Source organism: Cupriavidus sp. GW823-FHT07B10, from assembly GCF_058794355.1.
This window is the reverse complement of record NZ_JBXAGS010000017.1, coordinates 16,958-28,661: the sequence shown is the minus strand read 5'-3', so window position 1 is coordinate 28,661 and position 11,704 is coordinate 16,958. Positions and strand designations below refer to the sequence as shown.

General features: G+C 68.0%; 13 protein-coding genes. 1 reads left to right on the top strand and 12 read right to left on the bottom strand.

Annotation, left to right across the window (positions count from 1 at the left end; all coding sequences use genetic code 11):
* Positions 1-121 precede the first annotated feature (121 nt).
* The 8 genes from AC1Q6V_RS26980 to AC1Q6V_RS26945 all read right to left on the bottom strand — a co-directional run bounded on the left by AC1Q6V_RS26980 (position 122) and on the right by AC1Q6V_RS26945 (position 8,097).
* A complete protein-coding gene (locus tag AC1Q6V_RS26980) occupies positions 122-1,666 on the bottom strand; it encodes an acyl-CoA synthetase (RefSeq protein ID WP_454750440.1) in 1,545 nt (514 codons plus the stop codon).
* A gap of 14 nt (positions 1,667-1,680) precedes the next feature.
* Complete coding sequence (locus tag AC1Q6V_RS26975; protein ID WP_454750439.1) at positions 1,681-2,757, bottom strand: branched-chain amino acid ABC transporter permease; 1,077 nt, start codon at positions 2,755-2,757, stop codon at positions 1,681-1,683.
* A gap of 11 nt (positions 2,758-2,768) precedes the next feature.
* Complete coding sequence (locus AC1Q6V_RS26970; RefSeq protein WP_010810487.1) at positions 2,769-3,794, bottom strand: branched-chain amino acid ABC transporter permease; 1,026 nt, start codon at positions 3,792-3,794, stop codon at positions 2,769-2,771.
* A 15-nt stretch (positions 3,795-3,809) separates the two neighbouring features.
* On the bottom strand, positions 3,810-4,550 hold the full coding sequence (locus AC1Q6V_RS26965) for an ABC transporter ATP-binding protein (RefSeq protein WP_011615577.1): 741 nt from the start codon (positions 4,548-4,550) through the stop codon (positions 3,810-3,812).
* Complete coding sequence (locus tag AC1Q6V_RS26960) at positions 4,543-5,304, bottom strand: ABC transporter ATP-binding protein (RefSeq protein WP_037024138.1); 762 nt, start codon at positions 5,302-5,304, stop codon at positions 4,543-4,545. Before AC1Q6V_RS26960 ends, AC1Q6V_RS26965 begins: the two co-directional genes overlap by 8 nt.
* A gap of 92 nt (positions 5,305-5,396) precedes the next feature.
* Entirely contained in the window at positions 5,397-6,584 is a 1,188-nt protein-coding gene (locus AC1Q6V_RS26955; RefSeq protein ID WP_010810484.1) for a substrate-binding domain-containing protein, read from the bottom strand.
* A gap of 77 nt (positions 6,585-6,661) precedes the next feature.
* Positions 6,662-7,447, bottom strand: a complete 786-nt coding sequence (locus AC1Q6V_RS26950) for an enoyl-CoA hydratase/isomerase family protein (protein WP_439670713.1) — start codon at positions 7,445-7,447, stop codon at positions 6,662-6,664.
* The gene (locus tag AC1Q6V_RS26945; RefSeq protein WP_010810482.1) at positions 7,444-8,097 is read right to left on the bottom strand and encodes a TetR/AcrR family transcriptional regulator; all 654 of its coding nucleotides are present in this window, start codon (positions 8,095-8,097) and stop codon (positions 7,444-7,446) included. The genes AC1Q6V_RS26950 and AC1Q6V_RS26945 overlap by 4 nt, the downstream gene beginning before the upstream one ends.
* Before the next feature lie 241 nt (positions 8,098-8,338).
* Here AC1Q6V_RS26945 and AC1Q6V_RS26940 point away from each other — a divergent pair, with 241 nt between their 5' ends.
* Positions 8,339-9,247 (top strand): alpha/beta fold hydrolase, encoded by a 909-nt coding sequence (locus AC1Q6V_RS26940; RefSeq protein ID WP_010810481.1) that lies wholly within the window; start codon positions 8,339-8,341, stop codon positions 9,245-9,247.
* On the opposite strand, the gene crcB is transcribed toward AC1Q6V_RS26940, so the two are convergent.
* The 4 genes from crcB to AC1Q6V_RS26920 are packed head-to-tail and all read right to left on the bottom strand — an operon-like array spanning position 9,197 to position 11,625.
* Positions 9,197-9,577 carry a fluoride efflux transporter CrcB gene (gene crcB / locus AC1Q6V_RS26935; protein ID WP_010810480.1) on the bottom strand — a complete coding sequence of 127 codons (381 nt, stop codon included), beginning with the start codon at positions 9,575-9,577 and terminating at the stop codon, positions 9,197-9,199. The two genes, AC1Q6V_RS26940 and crcB, sit on opposite strands and share 51 nt — an antisense overlap.
* Positions 9,577-10,095 (bottom strand): molybdenum cofactor biosynthesis protein MoaE, encoded by a 519-nt coding sequence (locus tag AC1Q6V_RS26930; RefSeq protein WP_011615581.1) that lies wholly within the window; start codon positions 10,093-10,095, stop codon positions 9,577-9,579. The genes crcB and AC1Q6V_RS26930 overlap by 1 nt, the downstream gene beginning before the upstream one ends.
* 1 nt (position 10,096) lies before the next feature.
* Entirely contained in the window at positions 10,097-10,354 is a 258-nt protein-coding gene (gene moaD / locus AC1Q6V_RS26925) for a molybdopterin converting factor subunit 1 (protein WP_439670714.1), read from the bottom strand.
* Between the two features lie 32 nt (positions 10,355-10,386).
* Positions 10,387-11,625, bottom strand: a complete 1,239-nt coding sequence (locus tag AC1Q6V_RS26920) for a molybdopterin molybdotransferase MoeA (RefSeq protein ID WP_037024094.1) — start codon at positions 11,623-11,625, stop codon at positions 10,387-10,389.
* Positions 11,626-11,704: the final 79 nt, after the last annotated feature.

Sequence of the window (11,704 nt, the reverse complement as noted above, 5' to 3'; positions counted from 1 at the left end):
TCAACCTCCTCCTGTCGCACCCGGATGGCCGGGGCTGTCGAATTGTCTTCAGATCGAGGACTGCGGAGACTGCGAACTGCGGAAATCGGAAACACGGCAACCGCTGGCGCGGCCATGCGCCTCAGCCAGAGAACTGTGCGCGCAGCTTGTGTTTTTCCACCTTGCCGGACGGCGTGCGCGGCAGCGCGTCGAGAAAGCGCACATGGCGCGGCACCTTGTAGCCGGCCAGCTGCGCCTTGCAGTGGGCGATCACGGCATCGGCCTCCAGGACGGCGCCCGGGCGCAGCACCACCAGCGCCATGCCGACCTCGCCCCAGCGCGCATCCGGCGTGCCGATTACTGCGGCCTCGGCCACGCCCGGCAGCTGGAACAGCACGTTCTCGACTTCGGCCGGATAGACGTTCTCGCCGCCCGAGATAAACATGTCCTTGGCCCGGTCGACGATGTAGTAGTCGCCGTCCTCGTCACGATAGGCGATATCGCCGGAATGCAGCCAGCCGCCGCGGATCGCGGCCGCAGTGGCCTCGGGCAGGTTCCAGTAGCCTGGCGTCACGCCGGGGCCCTTGATCAGCAGTTCGCCACGCTCGCCCGGGCCCACGTCCACTCCAGCCGCATCGACGATGCGCGTCAGCATCGACCCCACCGGCTTGCCGATGGTGCCGATCTTGCGGCGCGCGGTGTCTTCGTCGCAGACAAAGACCGTGGGGCCGGTCTCGGTCATGCCGAAGCCGAAGCAGATGGTCACGCCCTTGGCCAGGTAGGCCTCCAGCAACGGCCTGGGCACCGGCGAGCCCCCCGCTGACATATTGCGCACGCCGGCGAAGTCCGCGTGCGCGAAGCGCGGGTGCTGGCTCAGGAACAGGTAGACCGCCGGCACCGCGAAGAACATGGTGATGCCCTCGCCGCCGGCGCGGTCGAGCTTGCCCAGCACCACCTGCGGCTCGAACTGCCGCATGATGTGCACCGTGCCGCCCGCGTGCAGCACCGGGTTGGCATACAGGTTCAGGCCGCCGGTGTGGAAGAACGGCAGCACATTGAGGAACACATCGTCGCGCGTGATCTTGTTTGCCAGCATCGCGTTGACGGCGTTGAAGAAGACCATGCCGTAGGTCTGGATCACGCCCTTGGGCTTGCCGGTGGTGCCGGAGGTGTAGAGCAGGTGCCAGACTTCGGACTCATCGCGGCACGGCATCTCGATGATGCGGCCGGAAGCGGCATCGAGCACTGCCTCGTACTCGGTCCAGCCGCCGGGAACGTCGGCGGCCTCGTCGTCGGCCAGGTGCAGCACCGCACGCAGCGGCATGGCGCGCGCGAGATCCGCGGCCACGGCGAGGAAGCCGTCGCCGGCCACCAGCACCTCGGGCGTGCAGTCCTGCAGGATCGGCAGCAGCTCCGCCGCCGGCAGGCGCCAGTTCAGGCACACCATCACCATGCCGGCCTTGGCACAGCCATACAGCATCTCGAAATAATCCGAGCTGTTGTGCGCCAGCACCGCCACGCGCGTGCCCGGCGCCAGTTGCAGGTGGTCGCGCAGGTATTCCGCGAAGCGGCTGGCGCGTTCGTCGAATTTACGATAGGTCACCTGGCGGCCGCTCTCCACGTCCACCAGCGCGACCTTGTCGGGGAAATGCTGCGCATTCTTGTGCAGCCAGTCGATGACGTACATGCGCTAGCCTCCGCTCAGCTCGCCACGTCCTGCACGGGCCTGGTGCCGCGCAGCCGCCCCACCACGCCCTGCGGGAAATAATAGACGCTCAGGATAAACAGCAAGCCCAGCCACAGCAGCCAGCGGTCCGGATGCAGCAGCGACGACAGCAGCGGCAGCGCGGCGGTGGCTTCGCTGGCCAGTTTCATCACGTCCTGCAGGTAGGTTTGCGCCACCAGGAACAACACCGTGCCGATCACCGCGCCATAGAGCGTGCCCATGCCGCCGATCACCACGATCAGCAGGATGTCGACCATGATCTCGAACGACAGCGAGGTATCGGGCCCGTTGTAGCGCAGCCAGATCGCCATCAGCACGCCCGCCAGCGTGGCGAACATCGCCGACAGCACCGTCGACACGGTGCGGTACACCACAGTGCGGTAGCCGATCGCCTCGGCGCGGAAGTCGTTCTCGCGGATCGCCTGCAGCACCCGGCCAAAGGGCGAGTTGACAATGCGCAGCAGCACCAGGAACAGCACCACCGCGCCGGCAAACACCAGGTAGTAGCTGAGCAGCTTGCCGCTCAGCGGCACGCCCAGCCATTCGGCCTCGCCCAGCGTGAAGCCGGGACGCAGCACCTCCGGCACCTTGAAGGTCAGCCCGTCCTCGCCGCCGGTCCATTCGGACAGCTGCGACACCAGCGTGGCAAAGGCGGTCGCCACCGCCAGCGTGATCATGGTAAAGAAGATCGCGCGCACCCGCAGCGAGAACAGCCCGATCAGGAACGCCAGCAGCGCTGACACCGCGAGCGCACCCACGGTGCCGGCCAGCAGCGCGCCCCAGCCCGGCTCCATGCGCGACATGGCGATGGCCACGCCATAGCCACCGATGCCGAAGAACATGGTATGGGCAAAGGAAACGATGCCGGTATAGCCCAGCAGCAGGTCATAGCTGGCCACCAGCACCACGAAGATGCAGATCTTGGCCGCCATGTTGAGCGCGCGCGCGCCGGGGAAGGCGAAGGGCGCGCACGCCAGGGCCACCAGGATCACCAGCAGGATCACGGTCAGCACGCGGCTGCGCGGCAGGTCGCCGGAGAGAAGTCGGATCATGGTCGTTACCCTCAGCGCCGCGCCACCGGAAACAGCCCCTGCGGGCGCCACAGCAGCACCAGCATCATCAGCAGGATGTTGGAGAACAGAGCCACCTTTGGGAACAGGAAACCGGTGTAGTTGGCCATCAGCCCCACCAGCAGCGCACCGACAAAGCAGCCCGTGGTCGATCCCAGCCCGCCGATGATGATGACGATAAAGATCAGCACATTCACCTGCGCACCGATCGCCGCGGTGATGTTCTGCTGGTACAGCCCCCACAGCACCCCGCCCAGCCCCGCCAGCGCCGCACCCGCGACGAACACGCCGATAAACAGGCGCCGCACGCGGTAGCCAAGCGCTTCGACCATCTCGCGGTTCTCCACGCCGGCGCGGATCAGCAGGCCGATGCGGGTGCGATTCAGCAGCAACAGCATGGCGATAAAGATCACCAGCCCCAGCGCCATCGCGATCAGCCGGTATTTCTCGATGGCGGCATCGCCGAGCAGCACCGCGCCGCGGAAAGTGGTGGGCACCTGCAGCGCGATGGTCTCGGGGCCCCAGATTGCCTTGATCAGCTGCTCGGCCACGATCATGCCGCCCATCGTGATCAGGATCTGCTTCAGGTGCTGGCCGTAAACCGGGCGCACCACCACGCGCTCGAAGAACAGCCCGACCGCGCCCGCGGCCACCATGGCCGCCGCGATTGCCAGCGCAAACACGGCCAGGTTCTGCGCCAGGCTGTCGGCCTCGACCCAGCCCGCCATCGGCAGCAGCACCGACGCCGCCACGTAGGCGCCCAGCGCGATAAAGGCGCCGTGGCCGAAGTTGAGCACGTCCATCAGGCCGAACACCAGCGTCAGGCCGGAGGAGACGACGAAGATGATCATGCCCATCGCCAGGCCGGCAATGGTCAGCGTGAGCCAGGTCGACGGGCTGCCGACCAGCGGATAGGCCAGCAGCATCAGCAGCGGCGCCAGCGCCAGCGGGGTCCAGTCGAGGCGCACCTTGGGCAGGTCCGACGGTGCGGCGGCCGGCAAAGTCGTTGAAGTGGTCATGTGTATTGTCCCGCCTTACTGGTGCGCAGCCAGCGACAGCCCCAGCAGCTTCTGCTGCAGAGACTCGTCTTCAGCCAGCGCCGCCATCGTTCCCGTGTGCACCGTCCGCCCATCGTCCATCACCGCCACCGTATCCCCCACCGACTTCGCCATATGGAAGTTCTGCTCCACCAGCAGGATCGACACCTCGGTCTGCTTGAGCTCGCGGAACACATGGATCATGTTCTGGATGATGGCCGGCGCCAGGCCCTTGGTGGGCTCGTCGACGATCAGCAGCTGGCGCGGCTCGATGATGGCGCGCGCCACCGACAGCATCTGCTTCTGCCCGCCCGACAGCACGCCGGCGCGCTGCTGCCAGAAGGTCTTAAGCGCCGGGAACATGCGGAACACCCAGTCCAGCCGGCGCTCGTCGATGGCGCCGGTGCGCGCTGCCAGGCGCATGTTCTCGGCCACGGTCAGGTCGGAGAACACGCTCATGTTCTCCGGCACGTAGGCAATGCCGGCCTGCGCGATCGCGGGCGTACTGTGGCGCGTGATGTCGGTGCCGTCAAAGGTCACCGTGCCCGCGCTGGCCTGCCACAGGCCCATGATGGTGCGCAGCGTGGTGGTCTTGCCGGCACCGTTGCGCCCCAGCAGCATGGTCACGCCGCCACGCGGCACCTCGAAGCTCACGCCGTGCAGGATGTGGTACGGACCGATATGGGTCTGCACGCCCTGCAGCCGCAGGATCGGCCCGGTTGCTTGTGCGTCAGCCATGGCTGCCCTCCTCTTCCGGCATGCCCAGGTAAGCCTGCTGCACCACCGGCGAGGCGATCACCTCGGCCGGGTCACCGTCGGCCACCAGGGTGCCGTTGTGCAGCACGATGATGCGGTCGGCCAGCGAGCGCACCACGTCCATCTTGTGTTCGACCAGCAGCACGGTCTTGCTGCGGTCCTGGCGGATCTCGCGGATCAGGTCAAGGATCACCGGCACTTCATCAACGCTCATGCCCGCGGTGGGCTCGTCGAACATGAACACGCGCGGCTGCAGCGCCAGCAGGATGCCGACCTCCAGCTTGCGCTGGTCGCCGTGCGGCAGCGAGGCCACCGTCAGCTGGCGCTTGCCGGCAAGCGCCACGCGCTCCAGGATCGCCATGGCCTGCGCCTGCACGTCGCGGTGGCTGGTCCACATCGAGAACAGGTCGAGGCCGCGCTGCTGGCGCGCCTGCACCGCCAGGCGCACGTTCTCCAGCACCGACAGTTGCGGGAACAGGCTGGTCAGCTGGAAGGCGCGGCCGATGCCGCGGCGCGTCTTCTGCGACACCGGCAGGCGCGTCACGTCCTCGCCATCCAGCAGGATCTGCCCGGCCGTGGGCGGCAACTGGCCCGAGACCAGGTTGAAATACGTGGTCTTGCCGGCGCCGTTTGGGCCGACGATGCAGGTCAGCTCGCCGGGCCGGAACGCGCACGACACCGCATTGACGGCCACGTGGCCGCCAAAGCGGATGGTCAGGCCGCGCGTCTCCAGCAGCGGCTGCGCCCCGACGGCAGTCGCGCCGGCGTGCCCGGCGGCCGGCTGCGACGGCGCCGGCACGGACCGGGCGAAGGAGGCTGGCGCGTTCATCAGCGGTGGTTGCGCACGGGCACGGCCATCTCTTCGGGCTTGATCTCGCGCACGAGCTCAGGCACGCCCCAGGCGAAGGCCGGATCCACCTTGATCTTGAAGTGGTACATCGACTGCATGGCCTGGTGGTCTTCCTTGCGGAAGGTCATCTTGCCCTTGGGGGTGTCGAATGACATGCCTTCCATCGCCGTGATCAGCTTCTCGGTGCCGGTCTCGCCGCTGGTCTTCTTCAGCGCCTCGACCAGCGCGATGCCCGCGGTCATGCCGCCGGCCGTGAAGAAGTCGGGCGGCGCCTTGAACTTGCTGTAGTGGTTGGACACCAGCCACTCATTGGCCTTGTTCTTGGGGATGCCGAAGTAGTAGTACGTGGCCCCTTCCATGCCCGGGAAGTTCTTGTAGCTGGCCATCGCCGGCAGGATGTTGCCGCCGGTGGCAATCTCGATGCCGTAGCGCCTGGGATCCAGATCCGCGATCTTGAACGGGTTGCCGGCACCGGCCCAGATAATGAAGATCACCTTGCGGCCTGGCTTGTCCTTGAGCGAATCAAACAGCCGCTGCGCGCCTGCGGTGAAGTCCGTGGTACTGGTCGGCAGGTATTCCTCGTGCACGATCCTGGCGTTCTTCAGCGCGCCCTTGAAGGCCTTGACGCCGTCGCGGCCAAAAGCGTAGTCCTGCGCCAGCGTGGCGATCTGCACGCCCGGCTTGTCCAGCGCCACGGCGTTGGAGATTGCGTCCTGCGACGAATTGCGGCCGGTGCGGAAGATATAGCGGTTCCACTTGTCGCCGGTGATCGAGTCGGCCACCGCGGGTTCGACCAGCAGCACCTTCTTGTATTCCTCTGCCACCGGCAGCATCGCCAGCGCGGTGCCGGAAGAGGTGGGGCCGACCGCGATATCGGCGCGGTCGTCGCTGTAGGCGGCGGCCAGCTGGGCCTTGGCCACGTCCGGCTTGCCCTGGGTGTCTTTCTCGATCACCACCAGCTTGTTGCCGTTGACGGTCATGGTGCCGTTGGTGGCGTACTCCAGGCCCATCATCAGGCCGGTCTGGGTCTGCTTGGCGTAGGCTTCGAGCGCGCCGGTCTTGTCATAGACGTGCGCGATGCGGATGTCCTTGGCCAGCGCGGTGCCGGCGGCAAGCAGGCCGGCGGCCATGACCAGGGCACGTACGGCGAGTGGGTTGCGTTGCATTGCTGTCTCCTGTGTTCGGTCTCGTTTGTGTTTGTCTGGATGAAACCTGCTGCAACTGCCTGGGAAAGCTCTACAGACTATTCGCGCGCGCGCCCTGCCAGGAAGCGCCGCATGCCGTCGGCGGTCTCGGCACTGGCGATCTGTGCGACAAAGGCCGCGCGCTCCCGCTCAAGGCCGGCCGCCAGGGTGTCGGCGTCCCAGCGCAACAGCGCGCGCGTGCGGGCCACGCTGCCCGGCACCTTGCGCATGACGCCGCGCGCCAGCGTCGCGGCATCGGCCTCGGCCGAACCCGGTGCGGCCAGCGCGGTGGCCAGGCCAAGTGCCTCTGCCTCCGGCGCGGCGACGATCGTATTGTTCAGCTGCCACGCGCGCGCCCGCGGCGTGCCGACCAGCTGCGGCAGCATCGCGGTCCAGCCGCCGTCCGGGCTGAAGCCAACCACCGTGTAGTACGGCGCGATGCGCGCATCCCGCGCCAGCACCGCCATGTCGCACGCCAGCACCAAACCCAGCGAGCCGCCCGTCAGCCAGCCCTCCACGGCCGCCACCACCGGGCAGCGCAGCGCTGCCAGGCGCAGGATCGAACGGTTCAGCAGTGCCAGCAGCCGGTCGGCGTAGCTGGCTATCGCGTCGCCCTGCGCAGCGAATGCCGCGACATCGCCGCCGGTGGAGAAATTTTTCCCGGCATGCGTCAGCACCACGGCATGGATCGCCGGGTCGGCTTCAATCTCGTCCAGCGCGGCGAGCAGCGCTTCCAGCAACTCGGGCACCAGGCTGTTGTGCCGCTGCGGCCGGTTCAGGCGCAGCAGCGCCACGCCATCGACGGCGCGCTCCCACTGCACCAGGGGTTCTGCGTCAGCGTTCATCGCGGCTGCAGGCCGTGCGAGATCAGGTCGAAGGCGGTGTCGACCACCTTCTCCATCGAAGGCGGGCGCTTCCAGCGCGCATAGCGCATGCCCAGGAAGTTGCTGATGCCGATCAGGCACCAGGCGCGCACCTCGGCATCGCCGGGCACGATCTCGCCCTGCTCCTCGGCGCGCGTCAGGCGCCGGCTGTAGAGCTCGGCAAACACCTGGAAATAGCTGCTGTAGATGGTCTCGTCCACCGAGTACGAATCCAGCACGATCCGGTACAGGTTCTTGTGGCGCGAAACGAAAGAGAGAAATGCCTTCAGGCCCAGGCGCTCGGCTTCCATCTGGGTGGCCGCGGCGGCAACGTGCTTGCGCAGGTGGGCGCGCACCAGTTCCAGCATGTGCGCGACCAGCGCGCGGAAGATGTCCTCCTTGTCCTTGAAATACAGGTAGAAAGTGCCCATCGCGACCTTGGCTTCCTGCGTGATCTCGGAGATCGACGCGGCGTAATAGCCTTTCTCACCGAACACCTTCTCGGCCGCGCGCAGCAGCGCCTCGCGCGTCTTCTGCCCGCGCGCGGTCTTGGGCGGGCAGATGCCGCCGGCATGGCCGGGTTCGCGGGTTGCGCCGGTTTCGGGCGGTGCGCCCGTGTCGGTCTGGGACATCTTGTCTCCGGTGGCGCTGCGCGCCTTGTCATTGGAATGCCAGCCGCTTCATGTCATGCCGGCGCAGGCAGGTGCCTCCTCCGCGCCTGCCTGCGCCGGGAATCGCCACTCAGGCAAAACCTGATAGCTGATTCATGTTTCATCGTATAAATTGCCCACCGTGGATGTCAATAGAGAGGCACCCTCACCCGGTGGCATCCAGGCCGCTGCCCTTTACCCTCCTGCCAGGAGAGAACCGTCGTTGGACGCTCCCGATTCGGCACCTGCCGGCCCCGCTTCGCCGCCGTTCGCCAGCCACCCGGCACGCGGCGCCTTGCCAGGCTGGCGCGAAACCGGCCAGGGACGGCCGCTGCTGTTGCTGCACGGCTGGTCCGTCACCGGCGAGGCCTTCGACGGCCAGCGGGCGCTCGCACTGGCGGGATTCCGCGTGATCGCGCCCGACCATGCCGGCCACGGCCTGTCGCGCGAGCGCGACGGCACCACGATCACGGCGCTGGCGCGCGACGTCGCCGGACTGGTTGCGCACCTCGGGCTGACAGACGTGGTGGTGGCTGGCTGGTCGATGGGGGCGATGGTGGCATGGGCGCTGCTGCGCGACCATCCGGGTCTTCCGCTGGCAGCGGTCGGCAGCATCGACATGACACCGAGGCTGGTGACCGATGCGGCCTGGCCGCATGGCCTGCACGGCCACTATGAGATTGCGCACGCCGCGCAGATGGCGGCCCGTATCCGGGCCGACTGGCCCCGGCTGGCGCCGTCAGTCGCGCTGGGAATGTGGTCGGCGGGAAGGCGCCCGGAAGGCGCCGCAATGCAGCGCATCGCGCACATGGCGGGCCAGTGCGATGCGTGGGCGCTTGCCGCTTTATGGGAAGACATGGCGCGCCAGGATTTCCGGGAGACATTGCGCGGTGCCGGGCTGCCGCTGTTCCACTTGTACGGGGAAGCCAGCCGGCTCTATGCGCCCGCGGTGGGCACCGCCACGCTGGCACTGCGGCCCGGAGCGGGATTCAGCGTGGTGGCCGGCGCCGGCCACAGCCCGCACATGGAGCAGCCGCAGGCATTCAATGCCGCGCTGCTGGGCCTGATCGCCCGGGCCGCGTCAGGCCAGCAGGCGGTAAGTCCAGAGGCCGAACGCGGTCAGCAGCAGTGAGCCGCCCAGGTGCAGCAGCAGGTGCAGCCCCGCCCAGCCATAGTCGCCGGCAATCAGGTTCGCCACCACCTCGCTGGAGAAGGTCGAGAACGTGGTCAGTCCGCCAAGGAAGCCGGTGATGGCCAGTAGGCGCCATTCCGGCGGCAGGCCCGCGTGCGTATCGAAGAACCCGACCGCCAGGCCGACCAGGTAGCCGCCCAGCAGGTTGGCCGCCAGCGTGCCATAGGGCAGCGCGGGATTGATCGCGTTCCACAGCACCGCAAAGCCCCAGCGCAGCCACGCACCCGCCGCGGCGCCTACGCCCACGGCGACAAAGCCGAGCGGCCCCATCAGGGCTGGCTCCCGCCCTGCTTCTCCGGTGGTGCGCCAGCATCGTCGCCGCTGGCATTGAACGATGCGATCCCCCAGCGCTGGAGGGCGGCTTCGTCGGTCACGCGGGCGTCGACCCAGCGCGCCCCTTCCGGGGTGTCTTCCTTCTTCCAGAACGGCGCTTCGGACTTGAGGTAGTCCATGATGAACTCGCACGCGGCAAAGGCATTGCCGCGATGCGCCGACGCCACCGCGACCATCACGATCTGGTCCAGCGGCTGCATCGGCCCGACGCGGTGGATGATGGTCACGCCCAGCAGCGCCCAGCGCGCGCACGCAGCCGCTTCGATCTGCGCCAGCGCCTTCTCGGTCATGCCCGGATAGTGCTCAAGCTCCATCGCGCTGACCGCGCTGCCGTCGCTGACATCGCGCACCGTGCCGATAAAGCTGGCCACCGCGCCGACCGCCGGATTGCCGGCACGCAGCGCAGCGACTTCCGCGCCGAGATCGAAATCCTCACGCTGCACCCTGACGCTCATCTCAGCCTCCGGTCACTGGTGGGAAAAAGGCGACTTCACAGCCGTCGGCAATCGCCGTATCGGGGCGCGCCACCGCATGGTCGACGGCCATGCGCAGCGCGCGGCCTTCGGCCAGAGCTTCGGCCCAGGGGCCGCCGCGCTGAATCAGCCAGTGGCGCAGTTCGCCCACGGTGCGCACCTCGGCCGGCACCTCGGCGCGCTCTTCGGCCACGCCCAGCTGCTCGCGCACGCTGGCAAAGAATCGGAGTTCGATGGTCATCACAGCTTCTGTGTCCTGGTAACGCTGGCCGGCTATGCGAGCAGGCCGTCAAACGGAATGAACTGCACGGTATCGCCGCGCGCGATCGGCTGGTTGGGCGGATTGTCGATCAGGCCGTCGCCCCAGACGGTGGAGGTCAGCACGCCCGAGCTCTGGTTGGGGAACAGGTCCAGGCCGCCCTCGGCATTGATGCGCGCGCGCAGGAACTCATTGCGGCGGTCGCCCTTGTTCAGTTCGAAGTCCGCGCGCAGCGGCAGGCGCCGCGGCGTCACGCCGGCCACGCCCTGCAGGCGCAGGATGAACGGGCGCACGAACAGCAGGAAGGTCACGAAGCTGGACACCGGGTTGCCCGGCAAACCGAGGAAGAACGCCGGCCCGGCATCGTTGTTGACCTGCCCGAACGCCAGCGGCTTGCCCGGCTTGATCGCGATCTGCCACATGTCGAGCCGCCCCTCGGCCTCGACCGCGGGCTTGATATGGTCTTCCTCGCCGACCGAAACGCCGCCCGAGGTGATGATCAGGTCGTGTCCCTGCGCCGCGCGGCGCAGCGTCTCGCGCGTGGCGGCCAGCGTGTCGGGAACGATGCCGAAGTCGCTGACCTCGCAGCCCAGGTTTTCCAGCAGGCCGCGCAGGGTGAAGCGGTTGGAGTTGTAGATGGCGCCCGGCTTGAGCGGCTCGCCCGGCATCGCCAGTTCATCGCCGGTGAAGAACACGGCGACGCGCACGCGCCGCACCACGTCCAGCTTCGCCTGGCCGACCGATGCGGCCAGCCCCAGCGCCTGCGGCGTCAGCCGCGTGCCGGCCGGCAGGATCACGCTGCCGGCCTCGATATCCTCGCCCGCGCGCCGCACCCATTCACCGGATTGCGGCACGTGGTTGACGATCACGTCCTCGCCCTCGGCGGTGCATTGCTCCTGCATCACCACGGCGTCGGCGCCCGGCGGGATCAGCCCGCCGGTGAAGATGCGCGCGGCGGTGCCGGGTTCCAGCGCGGTGCCGACATGGCCGGCGGGAATCCGTTGCGACACGCGCAGCCGCGTGCCGGCAGCGGGCACATCGCCCGCGCGCATGGCGTAGCCGTCCATCGAGGTATTGTCTGCCGGCGGCACGCGCAGCGTGCTGGTCACGGGCGCGGCCAGCACGCGGCCGTTGGCGTGGAGCGTGTCGATGGATTCAAGCTGCGCCAGCGGACGGGCGGCGCCGAGCAGCGCGTCGAGCGCCTGGGCCATGGTCAGCATCGGGGGGCGGGAAGGTGCTGCGGCTTGGGTCATGGTGCGATGTGAGAAAGTGTTGGCCCACGAAAAACGGCCCGCGCATTGCCGGCACCCACTTGGTTGGGGCAGGCAATCC